This is a genomic window from Caballeronia sp. LZ062, from assembly GCF_031450785.1.
Classification (GTDB): domain Bacteria; phylum Pseudomonadota; class Gammaproteobacteria; order Burkholderiales; family Burkholderiaceae; genus Caballeronia.
The window spans coordinates 576,531-595,871 of sequence record NZ_JARTWB010000003.1; the positions used below are offsets into that span (position 1 = coordinate 576,531).

17 protein-coding genes and 1 pseudogene are annotated in these 19,341 nt (G+C 60.6%); 13 read left to right on the plus strand and 5 right to left on the minus strand.

The features are described 5' to 3' along the window. Nucleotides 1-134 precede the first annotated feature (134 nt). Nucleotides 135-1,256, minus strand: a complete 1,122-nt coding sequence (locus P9239_RS22760; RefSeq protein WP_309755208.1) for a sn-glycerol-3-phosphate ABC transporter ATP-binding protein UgpC — start codon at nucleotides 1,254-1,256, stop codon at nucleotides 135-137. Between the two features lie 201 nt (nucleotides 1,257-1,457). Between P9239_RS22760 and P9239_RS22765 the strand changes: the two genes are divergently transcribed. The 11 genes from P9239_RS22765 to P9239_RS22815 all read left to right on the plus strand — a co-directional run bounded on the left by P9239_RS22765 (nucleotide 1,458) and on the right by P9239_RS22815 (nucleotide 13,436). Beyond that, the gene (locus P9239_RS22765; protein WP_309755210.1) at nucleotides 1,458-2,828 is read left to right on the plus strand and encodes a sugar ABC transporter substrate-binding protein; all 1,371 of its coding nucleotides are present in this window, start codon (nucleotides 1,458-1,460) and stop codon (nucleotides 2,826-2,828) included. A gap of 30 nt (nucleotides 2,829-2,858) precedes the next feature. After that, on the plus strand, nucleotides 2,859-3,800 hold the full coding sequence (locus P9239_RS22770) for a sugar ABC transporter permease (RefSeq protein WP_309755213.1): 942 nt from the start codon (nucleotides 2,859-2,861) through the stop codon (nucleotides 3,798-3,800). After that, nucleotides 3,797-4,678, plus strand: coding sequence for a carbohydrate ABC transporter permease (locus tag P9239_RS22775; RefSeq protein ID WP_309755216.1), 882 nt, complete (start codon nucleotides 3,797-3,799; stop codon nucleotides 4,676-4,678). Before P9239_RS22770 ends, P9239_RS22775 begins: the two co-directional genes overlap by 4 nt. Nucleotides 4,679-4,713: 35 nt before the next feature. Continuing rightward, nucleotides 4,714-5,694, plus strand: a complete 981-nt coding sequence (locus tag P9239_RS22780) for a sugar-binding transcriptional regulator (RefSeq protein ID WP_309755219.1) — start codon at nucleotides 4,714-4,716, stop codon at nucleotides 5,692-5,694. Nucleotides 5,695-5,701: 7 nt separating this feature from the next. Further along, entirely contained in the window at nucleotides 5,702-6,448 is a 747-nt protein-coding gene (locus P9239_RS22785) for an SDR family oxidoreductase (RefSeq protein WP_309755222.1), read from the plus strand. Nucleotides 6,449-6,520: 72 nt separating this feature from the next. Beyond that, nucleotides 6,521-7,555 carry an NAD(P)-dependent alcohol dehydrogenase gene (locus P9239_RS22790; RefSeq protein WP_309755224.1) on the plus strand — a complete coding sequence of 345 codons (1,035 nt, stop codon included), beginning with the start codon at nucleotides 6,521-6,523 and terminating at the stop codon, nucleotides 7,553-7,555. A 35-nt stretch (nucleotides 7,556-7,590) separates the two neighbouring features. Beyond that, nucleotides 7,591-8,682, plus strand: coding sequence for an alcohol dehydrogenase catalytic domain-containing protein (locus tag P9239_RS22795; protein ID WP_309755225.1), 1,092 nt, complete (start codon nucleotides 7,591-7,593; stop codon nucleotides 8,680-8,682). 186 nt (nucleotides 8,683-8,868) lie between these two features. After that, on the plus strand, nucleotides 8,869-9,108 hold the full coding sequence (locus P9239_RS22800) for a hypothetical protein (protein WP_309755227.1): 240 nt from the start codon (nucleotides 8,869-8,871) through the stop codon (nucleotides 9,106-9,108). A gap of 323 nt (nucleotides 9,109-9,431) precedes the next feature. Next, complete coding sequence (locus P9239_RS22805) at nucleotides 9,432-9,887, plus strand: 2Fe-2S iron-sulfur cluster-binding protein (RefSeq protein ID WP_309755229.1); 456 nt, start codon at nucleotides 9,432-9,434, stop codon at nucleotides 9,885-9,887. Nucleotide 9,888: 1 nt separating this feature from the next. After that, nucleotides 9,889-12,129 (plus strand): xanthine dehydrogenase family protein molybdopterin-binding subunit, encoded by a 2,241-nt coding sequence (locus P9239_RS22810; RefSeq protein ID WP_309755232.1) that lies wholly within the window; start codon nucleotides 9,889-9,891, stop codon nucleotides 12,127-12,129. An 11-nt stretch (nucleotides 12,130-12,140) separates the two neighbouring features. After that, the gene (locus P9239_RS22815; RefSeq protein WP_309755235.1) at nucleotides 12,141-13,436 is read left to right on the plus strand and encodes a cytochrome c; all 1,296 of its coding nucleotides are present in this window, start codon (nucleotides 12,141-12,143) and stop codon (nucleotides 13,434-13,436) included. A 25-nt stretch (nucleotides 13,437-13,461) separates the two neighbouring features. On the opposite strand, the gene P9239_RS22820 is transcribed toward P9239_RS22815, so the two are convergent. Beyond that, a complete protein-coding gene (locus tag P9239_RS22820; protein WP_309755237.1) occupies nucleotides 13,462-13,731 on the minus strand; it encodes a DUF1488 family protein in 270 nt (89 codons plus the stop codon). Nucleotides 13,732-14,049: 318 nt separating this feature from the next. Here P9239_RS22820 and P9239_RS22825 point away from each other — a divergent pair, with 318 nt between their 5' ends. Beyond that, on the plus strand, nucleotides 14,050-14,478 hold the full coding sequence (locus P9239_RS22825; protein ID WP_309755239.1) for a DUF3331 domain-containing protein: 429 nt from the start codon (nucleotides 14,050-14,052) through the stop codon (nucleotides 14,476-14,478). A 42-nt stretch (nucleotides 14,479-14,520) separates the two neighbouring features. On the opposite strand, the gene P9239_RS22830 is transcribed toward P9239_RS22825, so the two are convergent. From P9239_RS22830 to P9239_RS22840, 3 genes and pseudogenes are all read right to left on the minus strand, one after another. After that, on the minus strand, nucleotides 14,521-15,987 hold the full coding sequence (locus P9239_RS22830; RefSeq protein WP_309755241.1) for an amidase: 1,467 nt from the start codon (nucleotides 15,985-15,987) through the stop codon (nucleotides 14,521-14,523). Between the two features lie 56 nt (nucleotides 15,988-16,043). After that, nucleotides 16,044-16,754: pseudogene (gene mnmD / locus P9239_RS22835) on the minus strand (tRNA (5-methylaminomethyl-2-thiouridine)(34)-methyltransferase MnmD); the annotation flags it as partial. Next, a complete protein-coding gene (locus tag P9239_RS22840; RefSeq protein ID WP_309755242.1) occupies nucleotides 16,751-17,455 on the minus strand; it encodes a YceH family protein in 705 nt (234 codons plus the stop codon). The pseudogene mnmD and the gene P9239_RS22840, both read right to left, overlap by 4 nt. 406 nt (nucleotides 17,456-17,861) lie before the next feature. On the opposite strand from P9239_RS22840, the gene P9239_RS22845 reads away from it, so the two are divergent. Beyond that, nucleotides 17,862-19,334: a circularly permuted type 2 ATP-grasp protein gene (locus P9239_RS22845; protein ID WP_309755243.1), complete on the plus strand. Its 1,473-nt coding sequence runs from the start codon at nucleotides 17,862-17,864 to the stop codon at nucleotides 19,332-19,334. The last annotated feature ends 7 nt before the right edge of the window (nucleotides 19,335-19,341 follow it).

Sequence of the window (19,341 nt, forward strand, 5' to 3'; positions counted from 1 at the left end):
AAATCTTCAAGCGGGAAAGCTCGCGGCGGTAAGAAGTAGCCCTCCGCCGCGATGCCGGGAGAAGCGCAGTTTGCAGTTTCTGCTGACGTTTCGCGTTTTGTTTATAATCCGCACTAGCGGACCTATTACTGCAATCAGATGGTCGCCGCCTGCGTCATTGACCGCATGGATTCCAGCGCGCTGCCGTCCTCTCGGAAGAGATGCACGTGCCGAATGCTGAAGCCGACGTTCAGCCGCTGTCCCTCTACGGCCGTCGATTCCCCCGAACCCTTTACCTGAATCACGAGATCGTTCGGTAAGCGAACATGCAGCAACGTTTCGCCGCCGAGATGCTCGATCACCATGACATCGCCTGTGAGGCCGCTATCGATGTCGCCTCCGCGTTCTTCGATGAAATGCTCGGGCCGTATGCCGAGCGTGAGCGTTTCCCCTGGCTGCACTGAGGACGCCTTGAATGGCAACGCCAACTGTTCTCCACCCGGCAGTTCGATGGTCACGCCCGCGTTGTCCGCGCGCAATACGCGCACGTCGATGAAGTTCATCTTCGGCGAACCGATAAAGCCGGCAACGAAGCGATTGTGCGGCGTCCGATACAACTCGAGCGGCGACCCGATCTGCTCCACCCGGCCATGATTCAGCACGACGATGCGATCCGCCATGGTCATGGCTTCCGTCTGATCGTGGGTGACGTAGATCATCGTCGCGTTCAACTGCTTGTGCAGTTTGATGAGTTCGAGCCGCATCTGGACGCGCAGCGCGGCATCCAGGTTGGATAGCGGTTCATCGAACAGGAAGACCTTGGGCTCCCGCACGATGGAGCGCCCGATGGCCACGCGCTGACGCTGCCCGCCCGACAAGGCGCGCGGACGCCGCTCCAGCAACTGCCCGATCTGCAGAATGTCCGCCGCGCGTTGAACGCGTTCCTTGATCTGCGCTTCGGGGAGCTTCAGCATACGAAGGCCGAACGCAATGTTCTCGTACACCGTCATGTGGGGATAGAGCGCATACGACTGGAACACCATCGCCACGCCGCGTTGCGATGGTTCGAGATCGGTCACGTCTTCGCCACCGATCATCACCTGACCCGAGTCGCTTCTTTCCAGACCCGCGATGGTGCGCAGCAAAGTGGACTTGCCGCAACCCGACGGACCCACGAAGACCATGAACTCACGGTCGGCTACTTCGATGTCGATGCCCTTCAGCACATCGGCGCCCGCGAAGGCCTTGCGAATCTGCTGCAGATGCACTGCGCTCATGCGTGTCTCCTACCGGAACGAGTTCAAGGCTGAACTGCGCGATGATGCGCAGTGCAGCATCCGATGTCTTCGTCGATTTAGTTCTTGACAACCTGTTCGGGCCAAAATATACAATTGTAAAACGCAAATTACAAGTGAAACGGACCGACGGAACGAAAGGAAGAATCCGCACCATCAGCTCAAGAACAACAGGAGACAGGCATGAACAAACGCTTCATCCCGGCCAGGCACGTTGGCCCGCTCAAACACGTCGCGGCTGTTGCGTTGCTCGCGGCAAGCGCCGCGTTCGCTGCATCGAACGCTCATGCCTGGACTTTGAAAGAAGCGGCGCAGCCGTATTCGGGCACCACCATCAAAGCCATATTCCTCGACAGGCCCGGATACAAGGCCGCACAAACCCTGATTCCCCAGTTCGAAAAAGAGACCGGCATCAAGGTGCGTTGGGAAGTCATTCCGTACGAGAACACGCGCGAGAAGGAAGTGCTCAACTTCGTGGGCGGCGGAGACCAGGACGTGGTGCTCGTCGACGTGGTGTGGATCGGCGAATTCGCCAGCAACAAGTGGCTCGTGCCCATCAAGAAGTTCACGGACGACCCGAAGCTCGCTGATCCGAGCCTCAACCTGAAGGGCTTCTTCCCGATTCTTCTGGATTCCTTCGGCACGTGGGACAAGGTCACGTATGGCCTGCCCTTCGATAATTATTCGGGTCTCATGTTCTACAACAAGTGCATGCTGAAGGACGCCGGCTTCGACGAGCCGCCGAAGACATGGGACGAGTTGTTGAATACCTATGCGCCCAAACTCACGAAGGGCGACAAATTCGCGTTCGCGTTGCAGTCGCGGCGCGGCGAGACGCAATCGGCCGACAGCTTCATGCGCGTGCTGTGGCCCAACGGCGGCTCTCTGCTGGACGCGAAGTTCAAGTCGAATCTGATGTCGCCGCAATCGCAGGCGGGCCTGGAATACCGGCAGAAGCTGATGAAGTACATGCCGCCGGGCATCGTCGATTTCGACCATGCCGAAGCGGTGAATGCGCTTGCGCAAGGCCAGGTTGCGATGATTACCGAATGGTCCGCGTTCTATCCCACGCTGACCGATCCGAGCAAGTCGAAGCTCGGCAATTGTCTCGCTATCACGACCGAGCCCAAAGGCCCCGCAGGGCTGAAGCCCGCGCTCGGCGGCTTCTCGCTTGCGGTGAATGCGAAAGCCAGCGCCAAGAAGCAGGCCGCTTCGTGGCTCTTCATTCAATGGATCACGTCCGAGGCAATGGCGAAGCCTTATCTCGATGCGGGAGGCGTGCCCGCCCGCATGGCCGTCTATCAGGACAAAGGCGTGCAGGACAAGTATCCGTTCGTGAAGCCGATGGTGGAATCGTGGCAAGGCGGCGTGCCGGACTACCGTCCTCGCTTTCCTGAGTGGCCCGCCGTGTCGGAAGTGATCGGCGAATGGGGCAGCAAGATGATGCTCGGGCAAGTGACGGTGAAAGAGGGCGCGCAGACCATCGGTCAGAAGACCGAGGACATCCTGAAGAAAGCGGGCTATTACGACGGCAAAAAGCCGCTGCTGAAGTAAGCACGACGATCAGGAACCGGAGACATTTCGATGGCTAACAGCACTGCAACGCCCGCGACGCCAGCGCGAGGTTCGCGCAAGGGCGCCCGGCGCTTCGGAGTACTGCCGCGCTCGCCTGCGTTCTGGTTCCTGATTCCCGCTATTTTCGCGCTTGCGGTAATCGGCATCTATCCGTTGTTGCTCGCGCTCTATAACTCGTTTCATCAATACAAGCTAGCGGATCTCGCATCGGGCACGCCATTCGTCGGCTTGGACAACTACATCGCGACGCTATCCGACCCATCGTTCTGGGGCGCGCTCGGACGCACTGCGCTGTTCCTTTGCCTCACGCTGCCTATCGAAGTCGCGCTCGGTCTCTTTGCGGCGCTCATGCTGCATCGCACGGACCTGCGCTTCATGCGCGCAGCGGCGCGTGTCAGTCTCGTCATTCCGATGGCCACCACGTATGCGGTCGTCGGGCTGATCGGGCGGCTGATCTTCAACCGGCAGTTCGGTGTCGCCAACTATCTGACCAGTCTCTTCGGCATTCCTCCGCAAGACTGGCTTGCCGATCCGACGCTCGCATTCGTGTCGGTGATGATCATGGATATCTGGCAATGGACGCCGTTCTGCGCGCTCATCATGCTGGCCGGACTTTCGATGGTGCCGAAAGAAGCGGAAGAAGCCGCGCGCCTCGAGACGCCAAAATGGAGCATGATTCTCTGGCACTTGCAGCGGCCGTATCTCTTGCCCGGACTCACTGCCATTCTCATTTTGCGTTCGGCCGACATGCTCAAGATGTTCGACGCCGTGTTCACGATGACGCGAGGCGGTCCCGGTGCGGCGACCGAATTCATCAGCGTCTATATCCAGCGCGTCGGCTTTCGGCTCTTCGATCAGGGCATGGCGTCGGCACAGGCCATCATTCTGCTGATTCTGACGATCGTGCTTTCGCGTCTCTACATTCGTTTCGTCTATCGGGAGGCTGCGTGAGTACGTCGGCTTTGCAAACGTCGAACGGCGGCACCAGTCAGCGTGCGAAGCGCGCGCGTGCCGCACGAAAGCGCGCTACCGTATGGCACTTTCTGGGGCTCGTGGTCGTGTTCATGTCGTCCGTGTTTCCGTTCTACTGGATGGTGACGACGAGCCTGAAGAGCCAGGCCGATGCACTCGCGTATCCGCCGAAGTGGCTGTTCAGTCCGACGTTCCATCACTATTCCGCCGCGCTCTTCGAGCACGACGTCGCGGGCAGCTTGCTGAATTCGCTCATCATCGCCAGTTGCACGACGGTGCTCGCCATTCTGCTCGGTACGCCGGCCGCCTATGCGCTCGCACGCTACGAGTTTCGCGGCAAGGAAGACCTGTGGTTCTGGTTCATCTCGAACCGCATGGTGAGCCCCGTGGTGCTCGCCGTGCCGTTCTTTCTCATCGCGACGAAGCTCGATCTCGTCGATACGCACGTGGTCTTGATACTGCTGTATCTGACGTTCTCGCTGCCCATCGTCGTATGGATCTGCACCGACCAGTTCCGCAATATTCCGGTCGAACTGGATGAAGCCGCGCGGCTCGATGGCGCGTCACCGTGGCGCGTGTTCTGGCGCATCAATTTGCCGCTCGCAATGCCGGGTATCGTCGTCTCAGCCATCTTCGCGTTCATCTTCTCGTGGAACGATCTGCTCTATGCGCTCGTGCTCACACGTACCGATGCGATCACGTCACCCGTTGCGGCGACGAGCTACATGAGCGGCTATGAGTTGCCGTGGGGCGAGATCATGGCGACCGGCACGCTGATCGTGCTGCCGATGGTGGTGTTTGCGCTGCTCGTATCGGGCCGGCTCGTACAAGGGCTCACGATGGGCGCGGTGAAGTAGACTCGCGCCTTTTACAGTGCGTTCACAGTGAGAACATGAGCAAGACAGCACCGTCCATTGCCGTTGCAGAAGCAGACGAGTCGATCGACTTGGAAGAGGAATTGCAGGCGCGCGTGGCCTGGCATTACTACGTCGGAAACCTGACGCAACAGGAAATCGCGCAGCGCATTGGCAGTAATCGTGTGCGCGTGAATCGGCTACTTGCTGCGAGCCGGGAATCCGGGTTAGTGCAGATCACCATCAACAGCAAGATCGCGCCGTGTGTGGCGCTCGAAAACATGCTGGAACAGCGCTTCGGACTGGAATGTGCGGTCGTCGTGCCGACAGGCGCGAACACGGAAGCGAATAACGCGGCGCTCGGCATCGGCGCGGCATCGTACTTTGCCAAGCAGATCGTCGCGGGGCAGACCATTGGACTCGGCTGGGGCCGCACCATTCGCGCCGTTCTGCGCGCCATGCCGCAACGCAGTTACGGCGCGGTATCGGCTGTTTCGCTGCAAGGCGGCTTGTCGCATTGCCCGAGCATCAACACGTTCGATATCGTTTCGGACTTCGCGAACATTTGTCGTGCGGATGGCTACCTCTTTGCCGCGCCCATCTACGTCAGCAGCCAAAAGGCGCGCGACGTGATCTTGCAGGAAGGCACCGTGCGTGAGACGTATGAGCTTGCGCGCAGTGCGGACCTCGCGCTCCTCACGTGCGGCGATCTCACAGAGTCGCTCGTCGTGACCTATGGCATCGACACACCCGACCAATTGCGCACGCTTCAGAAGGCGGGCGCGGTGGGCGACATGCTCGGTCATTTCATGGATGAAGACGGCGAGCTGATCGATCATCCGCTGAATCGTCGCACGGTGGCGATCACGCTCGAAGACTTGCGCAAGATACGCCGCGTCGTTCTCGTGAGCGGCGGCGCCAAGAAGTTTCATGTCACGCGTGCGGCTTTGCGCGGGCGCTATCCGTCGGTGCTCGTCACCGATGAAGACACCGCGCAGCGTCTGTGCGACGAACCCTGAATAGTCCATGACCTCGATCGATAGAAATCGCGAGTTTGCAGGCAAGACCGTGCTCGTCACCGGCGCGGGAAAGGGCATCGGTTATGCGACGGTGCATCTGCTGATCGAGCGCGGCGCACGTGTGATTGCGTTGAGCCGGAGCGCCGCCGATCTTTCTGCGCTCGCGAGCGAGACGGGCTGCGAGACGATCACCGTCGATCTTGCGGATGCCAGCGCAGCACGCGAGGCAGCGCGCGCGGCACAGCCGGTCGATCTGCTCGTCAATTGCGCGGGGCTCGTCGAATTGCAGCCGTTTCTCGATACGACCGTCGACGCATTCGATCTCACGATGCACGTCAACGTGCGCGCTGCGATGATCGTGTCGCAGGAATGCGCGAAAAGCATGATCGCGCGCAAGACGGGTGGTGCAATAGTGAATGTATCGAGTCTATCCGCGACGGTCGGCTTGCCCCTGCATGCATCGTACTGCGCATCCAAAGGCGCGCTCGACGCCATGACGCGCGTGATGGCTGTCGAACTCGGGCCGCACGGCATTCGCGTGAACGCGGTCAACCCGGTTGTCACGATGACGCCGATGGCCGAGAAGGCATGGAGCGATCCCGCGAAGTCCGGCCCCATGCTCGAGCGCATTCCGCTTAACCGCTTCGTTCAACCTGTGGAAGTGGCGCGCACCATCGCCTATTTGCTCGGCGACGACTCGAGCATGGTAAGCGGCGTCAGCCTTGCGATCGACGGCGGCTTTCAGGCGGGATGAATTCGCGACGCATACAAGACGCAATACAGGAAGCAATCAAACCGGCTCAACGAACAGCACGAAGGAACGACAATGGAAGCACTGGTTCTCGAAGAAGCACGCCGCATCAGCTTGCGCCCGTTTAGCCTGCCGCAAGTCGTGGGTCCGCGTGACGTGCGCATACGCATTCACACGGTCGGCATTTGCGGAAGCGATGTTCACTACTATCAGCATGGACGCATCGGTCCGTTCGTCGTCAATGAGCCGATGGTTCTCGGGCATGAGGCGTCGGGGACCGTGGTGGAAGTCGGCGAGGAAGTGACGCATCTCAAGGCGGGCGACCGCGTGTGCATGGAGCCGGGCGTGCCCGATACGGAATCCCGTGCATCGCGTGAAGGCATGTACAACCTCGATCCGAAAGTGCGTTTCTGGGCTACGCCGCCGGTGCATGGTTGCCTCGCGCCTTACGTCGTGCATCCCGCGGCGTTCACCTACAAGCTGCCGGATAACGTGAGCTTTGCCGAAGGCGCGATCGTCGAACCGCTTTCTATCGGATTGCAGGCCGCGAAGAAGGCCGCGATCAAGCCGGGCGATGTCGCCGTGGTGCTGGGCGCAGGCACCATCGGCATGATGTGCGCGCTCGCGGCGCTTGCCGGTGGTTGCAGTCGCGCGATCGTGTGCGATCTCGTGCAGGAGAAGCTCGAGCTCATCGGCGCCGTGCAAGGCGTGACGACGGTGAACATTCGCGACGAGCGCGTGCAGGACGTCGTTGCGCGACTCACTGACGACTGGGGCGCGAATATCGTCTTCGAGGCGAGCGGCAATGAGAAAGCCTTTGAAGGCATCGTCGACCTGCTGTGTCCGGGCGGCTGTCTCGTGCTGGTGGGCATGCCGCAGCGCGCCGTTCCGCTGGATGTGGTCGCGGTGCAGATCAAGGAAGCGCGAATCGAATCCGTGTTCCGCTACGCAAACATCTTTCCGCGCGCGATTCAACTCATTGCATCGGGCAAGCTGGATGTGAAGCCCTTTATCTCGCGGACCTTTCCTTTCGCGGAAGGCATCAAGGCATTCGAAGAAGCGGCAAGCGGCGTGCCGACGGATGTGAAAGTCCAGATCGTGATGGAATGACGAAGCGATAACCCGAGCTGACCGGAGACGCGAGCATGAGCACGGCATCGACTGACAACAGTGGCGAAATGACGGCTATCGTATGCCGCGCACCGAAGGACTATCGCGTCGAACGCGTGCAGCGTCCCCGCGCCGGCCGCAATGAAGTGGTCATTCGCATTGCGGCATGCGGCATATGCGCAAGCGACTGCAAATGCTGGTCGGGCGCCAAGATGTTCTGGGGCGGCCCTAACCCGTGGGTCAAGGCGCCCGTTATACCCGGCCACGAATTCTTCGGTTATGTGGAGGAACTGGGCGAGGGCGCGGCCGAGCACTTCGGCGTGCAGGTGGGCGACAGAGTGATCGCCGAGCAGATCGTGCCTTGCGCGAAGTGCCGCTACTGCAAGTCGGGACAGTACTGGATGTGCGAAGTGCACAACATTTTCGGTTTCCAGCGTGAAGTCGCGGACGGCGGCATGGCCGAATATATGCGCTTTCCGCCGACCGCCATCGTGCACAAGATACCGGACGGTATCTCGCTCGAAGACGCGGCGATCATCGAACCCCTCGCGTGTGCGATTCACACCGTCAATCGCGGCGACATCCAGTTGAGCGACGTGGTGGTCATCGCAGGCGCGGGACCACTCGGATTGATGATGGTGCAGGTTGCACATCTCAAGACGCCGAAGAAGCTCGTGGTCATCGATCTCGTCGATGAGCGCCTCGAACTCGCACGCGAATATGGCGCGGACGTGACTATCAATCCGAAGACCGACAATGCGCTGGAGATGATTCGCTCGATCACGGATCAATACGGCTGCGACGTGTACATCGAGACGACGGGCTCGCCGACTGGCGTCTCGCAAGGGCTGGACTTGATTCGCAAGCTGGGACGCTTCGTCGAGTTCTCGGTGTTTGGCAGCGACACGACTGTCGACTGGTCGATCATCGGCGATCGCAAGGAACTCGACGTACGCGGCGCGCATCTTGGCCCGTATTGCTATCCGATTGCGATCGATCTTCTGGCGCGCGGGCTCGTGACTTCGAAGGGCATCGTCACGCACGGCTTTGCGCTCGAAGAATGGGACGCGGCTATCGAGGTCGCCAATTCACTCGATTCGATCAAAGTGCTCTTGCGGCCGAAGTGATCGCCGCGCGAAGGGTCGGGCGGATTTGCAGCGCACTCCGCCTACCTGTCAGCCAGCCTCATCTATTGAACTCAGTGTCCGGGTCCGCCGCCTTCGAATGAACGCGGCGGACATTTGCTTTGGCTCGCCTTTTGCTCTATCAACAAACGTATAGCCTGCTCGATACCGCTCTCCCAGGACACGGCAGTGAATTCATGCTTCCATATTCGGGTGCTGTCCGGCGCACTTTCCGGGTGTGCGGAAGACGGCATCAGAATTCAAATCGCGCCCGGCATCTACCAGGCGTACCGCGAGGACGACACACTCACGTTCGTCGATGCAGACCCGCGAATGTGCGGCACGGTGACGGTCGACTTGCGCGAATACGCCGATTTCAGCCCCATTCCGGATGACCTTACGTCCAACGGACTCATAGAGATTCTTTGATCCAAGGAGAACAACGCGTCCCTCGAAGACTCTTTTGTCGTTCAAGACCCTGCAACTAACGGTCCATCGCAACACCGTCCAGACTAATTTTGAAAGCCCGTCGCGAGGCCGAGTGAATATGCGAACATGTCATCCGTCATCCAAGCTCGTTTCTTAAACCGGCGCTACAATCCCCTGTCCCTGTAATACCTGCCAATGGCGTCCTACCGTTGAGAACGTGTCAACCACGAATCAACGCGAAGTACCACCAGACGCCGAATGCCATCGCACGCAGCCCGCGATCGCGCTGTTCGCTCAATCCAATGCATAAGCCGGAGCCGCTCATGACTACGCTTTCGATCAATGGTCAGTCACACACTGTCGACGCGCCCCCAGATATGCCGCTCCTTTGGGTATTACGCGATCTCGTCGGTTTGACCGGCACCAAATTCGGTTGTGGCATCGCGCAATGCGGCGCTTGCACCGTGCATCTCGATGGCGTCGCCATACGTTCCTGCGTGCTGCCGGTCGCGGCTATCGGCGACAAGAAGATCACGACGATCGAAGCCGTCGGTGCCACACCCGCCGGAAAGAAAGTGCAGGACGCATGGAATCAGCTCGATGTCGTTCAATGCGGCTATTGCCAGTCCGGACAAGTCATGTCCGCTGCCGCATTGATTGCAGCGGTTCCCAATCCGACCGATGCCGATATCGACGCGGCCATGACCGGCAACATCTGCCGCTGCGGAACCTATAACCGCATTCGCGCGGCCATCAAGCAAGCAGCGAAGGGAGCGTGACATGTCGCGAGGCCTACTCGAAGCAGGACGTCACGCGGCGCCTGCGGGATTTTCACGCCGCTCGTTCCTCAAGCTTGGACTGACAGCGGGCGTGACGGCGAGCGGTGGATTTCTGATTGGCTTCAGCTTGCCCGCCGTCAGTCAGGACCAGGTCAAAGGCAAGTCGGTCATTGGCGGCGATGGCGTGGAAGCGCCTCAGGCAGGCGTATTCGAACCCAATGCGTTCGTGCAGATCGACAAGACGGGCAAGGTCGTGCTCGTCATTCCGAAGGTGGAAATGGGGCAGGGCGTCTATACGTCCTTGCCGATGTTGATCGCCGAAGAACTCGAAGTGCCGGTCGAGAGCGTCACCATCGACCACGCGCCGCCCGATGAGAAGCGCTTCATGGATCCGCTGTTGGGCGGTCAATTGACAGGCGGCTCGACATCCATCCGATATGCGTGGGAGCCCATGCGTAAGGCAGGCGCGGCTGCGCGCATGATGCTCGTTGCGGCGGCGGCGCAGCAATGGCAATGCGATGCATCGACATGTCATGCGCAAGGCGGCAAGGTGATTCATGCTTCGGGCGATCGCAGCGCGAGCTATGGTGGACTCGCGCAAGCGGCGGCAAGTATGCCGGTTCCGCAAGACAAAGATATCAAGCTCAAAGACCCGAAAGACTTCAAGATCATCGGCACGCAAGTCAGGCGTCTTGATTCGCCCGAAAAGGTCGATGGCACGGCAATGTTCGGTCTCGACGTGCGCTTGCCGGACATGGTCTATGCGGCCATCGTCAATTGTCCGGTATTCGGTGGCAAGCTCGCATCCGTCGACGACACGAACGCGAAGAAGATTCCCGGCGTGCGACAAGTGATCAAGTTCGACAATGGCGTTGCAGTGGTCGGCGATCACACGTGGGCCGCGAAGCGGGGCGCCGCAGCCTTGTCGATACATTGGGACGAGGGTGCGGACGCCAAGGTATCGATGAATCAGATCATCGACGAACTGGCGCAGGCATCGCAGAAGTCAGGCGCCGTCGCACGAAAGGATGGAGACGTAGGCAAGGGCTTCGGCGATGCGAAAACACGCGTCGATGCGGTCTATCAACAGCCGTTCCTCGCCCACGCCACGATGGAACCGGTGAACTGCACCGTGCACGTGCGCCCCGATGGCTGCGATATCTGGCTCGGCACGCAAGTGCCGACGCGTATCGTCGACGCGGGCGTCGCCATTACCGGATTGCCGCGCGACAAGATCGTGCTGCACAACCATCTACTTGGCGGCGGCTTCGGCAGGCGGCTCGAAGTGGACATGGCGACGCAGGCGCTCAAGATCGGCAAGCAGCTCGGCGTGCCGGTCAAAGTCACGTGGTCGCGCGAGGAAGACATTCAGCACGACATGTATCGGCCGTACTACTACGACAAGCTCTCTGCCGGCCTCGATGCGAATGGCAAGCCGATTGCCTGGACGCATCGCATCGTGGGTTCGTCCATCATGGCGAGATTCGCACCGCCCGCCTACAAGAACGGCATCGATCCGGATGCCATCGAAGTCGCGTCCGATCTTCCTTATGACTTGCCCAATCAGGTGATTGAATACGTGCGCCAGGAGCCGCGCCATGTGCCGACCGCTTTTTGGCGCGGCGTGGGCCCGACGCGCGGCACGTTCGTCGTCGAGAGTTTCATCGACGAACTGGCCGCGCAAGCGAAGGTCGACCCCGTGCAATATCGGCGTGATCTGCTCGGCAAGACACCGCGTGCGCGCAACGTGCTGGATGTCGCGACCCAAGCGGCCGGCTGGGGCAAGCAATCAGTGCCGCAGGGTCAAGGGCGCGGTGTCTCCGTCATGCATGCGTTCGGCAGTTTCTTCTCAGTGGTCGCGGATGTCACCGTCAACAAGGACGGCGAGGTGCGCGTGAATCGCATCGTGTGCGCGGTGGATTGCGGCATGGTCGTCAATCCCAACACGGTGGAAGCGCAAGTGCAAGGCGGGATCATCTTCGGCATCACGGCGGCGCTGTATAGCGAGATCCTGATCGAGAATGGCCGCGTTCAGCAGAGCAACTTCACCGACTATCGAATGTTGCGCATAGACGAAACGCCGCCCATCGAAGTGCATATCGTCAAGAGCACCGAGGCGCCAGGAGGCATCGGCGAGCCCGGCACAGCCGCGCTTGCGCCTGCGATCACGAACGCGATCTACGCCGCAACGGGAAAGCGCCTCAGGAAGTTACCGGTCGGCAACCAGCTGCGAAGCGCCTAAGGAGACCCGCCATGAAATTTGTTCTCAAGCCTTTCACGGCCGCGCTTCTTGCAGCGAACCTCGCGCTGGCGGCAGCGCCGTTGGCTGCGCACGCCGATACGACGAACGACACTCTGGTCACGCGCGGCGCTTATCTCGCGAAAGCGGGCGATTGCATCGCCTGTCATTCGGCGCCGCGCGGCAAGCCCATGGCAGGCGGCCTGCCGATGACCACACCCCTCGGCGCCATCTATACGACGAACATCACGCCGGACCCGGACACCGGCATCGGCCGCTATAGCGAAGAGGATTTCGCACGCGCGCTGCGCGAAGGCGTTGCGAAGGACGGCCACAATCTCTATCCGGCCATGCCGTATCCGTCTTACGCAAAGATCAACGACGAGGACATGCACGCGCTCTACGCGTACTTCATGCATGGCGTGACGCCGGTGAAGCAGGCGAATCGCGCGTCCGATATCAAGTGGCCCCTTAACATGCGCTGGCCGCTCAAGCTTTGGAACGCGGTATTCCTCGACAAGGGCGTGTATAAGGACAAGGCGGGCAAGGATGTAGCCTGGAATCGCGGGGCCTATCTGACTCAAGGCCTCGGACACTGCGGAGCGTGCCATACGCCGCGAGGGATTGCGTTCCAGGAGAAGGGGCTCGACGAAAGCACCTCTACCTACCTGACTGGCGGCGTGCTCGACAACTGGTTCGGCTCGAATCTGACCGGTGAGCACAACACGGGGCTCGGGCGCTGGTCGGAGCAGGACCTGGCCACGTTCCTGAAGACCGGCGCGAACGCGCACGCAACCGCGTTCGGTTCGATGACGAGTGTGGTCAACAACAGCACGCAATCGCTCAGCGACGGCGACATCACTGCAATGGCGCACTACCTCAAGTCATTGCCGGCGGCAGGCGGAAACGGCAACGCGCCTTATTCATATGATCCGAAGGCGACAAAAGTGTCTTTGACGCGGCCCTCGGCATCGGACTCCGGCGCGCGCGTCTATGCGGCGTTCTGCATGCACTGCCATGGCGTCGATGGCCGCGGTTTCGCGCCGATGCTGTCACCGTTGGCGGGCAATCCAAACCTGTTGGAGAAGGATGCTTCTTCGCTCATCAACGTGACGCTCAACGGCACCGAAGATCTCGTCATTCAGGGAGTGCCGGCACCGTACCCGATGCCTCGCTATGCGCCGGTTCTGAATGATCAGCAGATAGCGGATGTGGTGACTTTCATCCGCGGTGCGTGGAACAACAACATGCCGGCGGTGCAGCCCGAGGACGTGGCAAAGATGCGCAAAGCCACTCAGGCTGCGCGATAGTGGCCGTTCCATCAGTTCCGACGAATCAGGAAGAGAAATCGATCACGTCGAGGTGAATCGAGTTTGAAGGATGCGCCAGGAACTTGCGATGCACGCGCGCACTGATGCGCTCGTAGCCGTCGTTGAATGCTTTGAGAAGGCGCTCGTCGCTCGCCCCGACGGGCGCCCAGAAGCATTGTTCTAGCGCCTTGCGCGTGATGTTGCAGTGAATCTCCCGTTCGCGGGAAAAGGCGACAAAACTGACGGAAGTGCGGTCCGCCGAAATCGTCGCGTTGATGCAGAGCTTGCTTGTCATGATTCGACAGGAGTGTGCGTTTCGCTGCTTTTATTTTGTCAGAAATCAGGCAGCGTGCGCGTGCTCCTTCCTTTGCAACGTACGGCAGCCGCCATAGCGCTGATAGCACTTTATCGAACGTTCGTTCGCTAAGCGGTAATCAGTGCCCGCTCGACAAAAGCGGGGCAAGAAATTAAAACGCACCTTGCTCAGGTGTACTACCCTTAGAACGGTCCTTCGTCGAAGCGGGCGCAGGCGGTCGATCGCGCTCGCATCCCTTGCCATAACGTCAACACGCGATGCGAGACGGGCGCGCATTGCGACAAGCCGGAGCGGAGCATGAAGCATCCCTCTCTGATGGATCCGTGGAGCGGTACCCTCGCTATGCTCGACGATGGATCGAGCCCCCGCGGCCGTTCGAACCAGCCGGCGTCTTCGTTGACGCAGTCTGCCGTCGCTGGCGGTTACGGCAATATGGCGGCACCGAAAGGTCATGCGCCTTCTGCGAACATTAAGTTGCTCGAGCGTTTGAGCGAGTCGACACTTGCGCTTTCCTGGCACGATCCGACGTCGTTCAATTATTCCGAGCAGGTGTGGGCGCTTTGTACCGCGCGCAAAGGCGGAGTATGCGCGTTGAGCGGCCAGGCAATCCGGCGCGGGCAACCTGTCTATCGGCCCCGGCGCGTCGGCAGCTCGGTGCCGCTCAATAGCGGGGCGATGATACTGGCACTTGCACTGGCTCCTGCGGATCGCGAAGCAAGCGAGTAGTCCGCCTCATGCTGATCCACATGAGCAGACCATTCGATTGCGTTAGCCAAGCAGCGAACTGCGCATACGCGAATAGCCGCTGGCATGGTCATACGCCAGCCCCATTTGCAGCACCGCAAGGTCCATCTGCGCCGGACCGATGATTTGCAGGCCCGTCGGCAGACCGTTGGGCCCGAACCCGGCGGGCGCGCATAATGCCGGCAGCGATGCCATCGTTGCTGGCACGACGGCTTCCATCCAGCGGTGATATGTGTCCATCGTCCGATCGCTGATCGACTGCGGCCAGTGCATCGCTGCATCGAAAGGAAAGACCTGCGTGGCGGGCATCACCAGAAAGTCGTAGCGTGCGAAAAGCGCGGTGATTGCGCGATACCACGCCGAGCGCTCGCGCACGGCGTCGTAGACTTTCTCACCGGATAACCGCAAGCCCCGCTCGACTTCCCACACCGCTTCCGGCTTGAGCTTCGCTCGTCTATCCTCGTCGCGATAGAGCGCGGCGTTGGTACCCGCAAACGTGAAACTGCGCAGATCGAGCCACGCTTGCCACAAGCGTTCCATATCGAACTCAACGCGTGCCGCTTCTACCGAGCAGCCTGCAGCCTCGAAGTGGCGCAACGCAGAAGCGCACGTATCGAGCACGCCGGCTTCCATGGGCAAGTGGCCGTCGAGGTCCGCAAGCCAGCCAATGCGCGTGCCCTTCATATCGCGTTCAAGCGCGCGTGCGAAGTCAGCAGGGTTTTCGCTTCGGCGCGAGAGCGGGGCGCGCGCGTCGAAGCCGGCCTGCACGGAGAGCAACAGGCCCAGGTCCTCGACTGTCCGCGCGACGGGGCCCGCTACGCTGAACTGCTGAAAGAAAACGTCGTCGCTCGGGCCGTAAGGCACACATCCGGGTGAACTGCGAAAGCCGAACACGTTGTTGAACGCGGCAGGCGTGCGCAGCGAACCCATCATGTCGGTGCCATCCGCGAAGGGCAGCATACCGAGCGCGACGGCAACGGCTGCGCCGCCACTGCTGCCGCCCGCCGAGCGGGAGACATCGAATGCATTGCGCGTGGTGCCATACACGGGGTTATAGGTATGACCGCCCAAGCCGAACTCGGGCGTGTTGGTACGTCCAATGAAGATTGCGCCGGCGCCGCGCATACGTTCGAACACCATGGCGTCGGAGAGATTGCGTTCGCCCGCGAAGAGGGGCGACCCTTTGGTCGTCACCATGCCCGCGACCGGAAGAATATCCTTGGGCGCTTGCGGAAATCCGTGCAACGGACCCAGGCTTTCGCCGCGCGATAACTGAGCGTCGCGCTCCAGCGCGAGCGCGAGAAGCACATCCCGATCTTGCATCGCGACGATCGCATTCACCCGAGGATTCAAACGGTCGACGTGCGCAAGATGAGCCTGCATCACTTCCGCGCATGAGACATCGCGCGCGTGAATGGCTTTCGATAGCGCACAAGCGTCCAGCGATACGATCGGGTCCAGCGGCTGCGGATCAGAGTTCGTTATAGGCATCGCGCGTCACCACGTGCTAGAGAATTTCCGTGCGAATCTGCGGCGAGCGTCGAGCGCTTGCCGGTCAGCATAGCGCGCTTGCCTGCGAAACCCCGTGTCTTCCGATACTCGAAGCCATGCTCGAGAAGCGCACGCTTCACGAGTCCTGCGCTCGTGTAGGTGGCAAACGTAGCGTCGTATGCCGCGAGGCGCGCGAGCATGGCGAAGGTGGCGGGGCTCCACATATCCGGATTCTTTCGGGGCGCAAAACCGTCGAGATAGATGGCATCGACGGTGACGTCCAGTGTCAGCGCCAAGGGCGGGGCATCGGCGATATCGCAGAAGATGAGCGTCAGGACGACCGCGCCCGAATCGAACGTCAAGCGGTGCACGCCTGCATCGAGTGGCGGCCACGCAGAAATCAATTCGTCTGCAAGCGGCTGAATGGAGGCGTCGTCGATGATGGCCGCATGCGCGCGTCGCAGATCCTCTGCGCTGAACGGATGCTTTTCGATGGACACGAACTGAAGCGTCAGAGAGCGATGCGGGTGGTTGCGCCACATGAACCATGTCGCCAGGAAATTGATTCCCATGCCGAAGCCGGTTTCAATCAGTCTGAACGCCGGCTGACCGCGCCATCGTTCGGGCAGGCCGTTGCCTCGCAGAAAGACGTAACGCGCTTGTGCGAGTGCGCCGGCGGTGCTGTGATACACATCGTCGTGCCTCGAGCAAAAAGGCGTGCCGTCTGCGCGAAACGTGAGTGACGCAGGCGTCAGGCGTGTCGTCATGTTTGCGACGGCGGGTCCAATGCAATGCCCAACTCGCTCGCCATGCGCTCGACCATTGCGCGCAGTTCCGTCACCTCTTGAGCCAGGCGCTCGTGGTCCGCTCTGAGTGCCTCGAATGCCGACGACGAATACGATTCCCCACTCGATGCCTCGCGCGTCGGCGCGTCGGCCACACTGACTTCGCCGCATAGCAGGTGCATCCAACGGCTCTCGCGCCCGCCGGGGGCGCGCGGCAGTTTGACCACGCGCGGAGGATCGCTTGCGGCGAGTTCTTCGAGGAAGCTTTCCACTGACGAGATGTCGGCAAATGCGTGCAGGCGCGCGCTATTGGCGCGCAGTTCGGCCGCCGTTTGCGGGCCGCGCAGGAATAGCGTCGCGAGCAGAGCCACGGACTGACTCGGAATGCCCAGCACGCGATTGATGTTGTGCTCGAAACGCGGCACACGGCTGCTGCTGCCCTCGATCACGAGCGAAAGGCGCTTGAGGCCGTCAATGGTGGTCAGGACTTCGTCTTCCGTGACGTTCATCACCGGCGCACGCGCGCTCTTCTGGTTGCAGCCTGCGGTGAGTGCGTTCAGCGACAGCGGGTAAGTGTCGGGCACCGTCTGCTGCTTTTCAACGAGCACGCCGAGCACGCGCACTTCGAGCGGCGTCAGTTCGCGCAAGCCGGGACGAACGGCGCTTTGAGAGGGTGTGTTCATGAAGACTCGAATTGATTCGCCAAGATGCCTATGATACCGGCGCTTCTCGCATACCAGCCAAGGCGCACCTTCCTGCGGCATCGTTTACTGTGCAGAGATAAAGCGCCGCGCCGTTTTGGTGCAGTGCCCCTTCGCGACATGCCGAATGTTCCATGCGGTCAACGAATTGGATATCGGTCATGCGTTGGCATCGAAGTTGCTCTTTTGAGTGCGGCACTGGGCCGCCCGCGCAATGGATGCAGTCACAATAAGCATCCGCTTGAGGTTGCCTATGAAACGAAAGCGGGATGTTTCGCACGATGATTCGGTGCGCCGCGTTGTCAGGCTCTTCAGTCATTGCGAGTGCAACCAGAACACCAACCAAGGGATCCCGGTCCCGGCACGCACTTGATAGGAAAGTCCGGCCATGACGCAATCGTTCTTCAATGAGATGTTCGAGCGCAGCGACCTCGAAGCGCGCGGAGTACCGGCGTCGGCCTTTCTTGAAGCGGGTGCGCCCCGCCTGCATTACCGCGAGTTCATGGAATGGCTCAGCGCACAAAGCGAGAAGCAGGTCAATCTGAAACGCGCAGAGGCCGACCTGAATTTTCGTCGAGTAGGCATTACCTTCGCGGTCTACGGCACGAGCGACGTACCGGGCATCATTCCCGAACGCACCATTCCCTTCGACGTCATACCGCGCATTTTTCCTGCCGACGAATGGAAGGCGCTGGAGCGTGGTCTCAGGCAGCGCGTGAATGCGCTGAACCGCTTCATCCACGACATCTATCACGATCAGGACATCATTCGCGCCGGCATCATCCCGGAAGCGCAGATCGTCGGCAACGCGCAATACCGGCCGCAAATGCGTGGTGTCGAGGTGACGCGCAACATATACGCGCATATCGCGGGCATCGACATCGTGCGTGCGGGGCAGGGCGAGTTCTATGTCCTCGAGGACAATTTGCGTGTGCCGTCCGGCGTGTCGTACATGCTCGAGAACCGCAAGATGATGATGCGGCTTTTTCCCGATCTATTTGCACGCAATCGCGTAGCGCCGATCGCGCATTACCCCGACCTGCTGCTCGATACCTTGCGTGCGGCGGCGCCCGCCGGCGTGGACAACCCGACCATCGTCGTGATGACGCCCGGCATGTACAACTCCGCGTATTTCGAACATGCGTTCCTTGCGCAGCAGATGGGCGTGGAACTGGTGGAGGGACAAGACCTGTTCGTGGACGGCGACTATGTCTATATGCGCACGACGCAAGGACCGCAGCGCGTGGATGTGATCTACAGGCGCGTCGACGATGACTTCCTGGATCCGCTCGTCTTTCGCCCGGATTCGGCTTTGGGCGTGGCCGGACTAATTTCGGCATATCGCGCCGGACATGTCTCGTTGTGCAATGCAGTGGGCACGGGTATCGCCGACGACAAGTCCATCTATCCTTACGTGCCGGACATGGTGCGTTTCTATCTCGGACAGGAGCCGATACTCAATAACGTGCCGACCTGGATGTGCCGCAAGCCCGACGACCTGAAGTACGTGCTCGATCATCTGCCGGAACTCGTCGTCAAGGAGACGCATGGCGCGGGCGGCTACGGCATGCTGGTGGGACCGTCGTCGAGCGCCGCGCAGATCGCGGAATTTCGCGCGGTGCTCACTGCGAATCCTGAGAAATACATTGCGCAGCCCACGCTCGCGCTTTCAACGTGCCCGACATACGTCGAGTCGGGCATTGCCCCGCGTCATATCGATCTGCGTCCCTTCGTGCTCTCGGGCACGGAAGTGCGCATGGTGCCGGGAGGACTGACGCGCGTTGCGTTGCGTGAAGGGTCTTTGGTCGTGAATTCATCGCAAGGCGGTGGCACGAAAGACACCTGGGTGTTGGAACGCTAGCCACGCA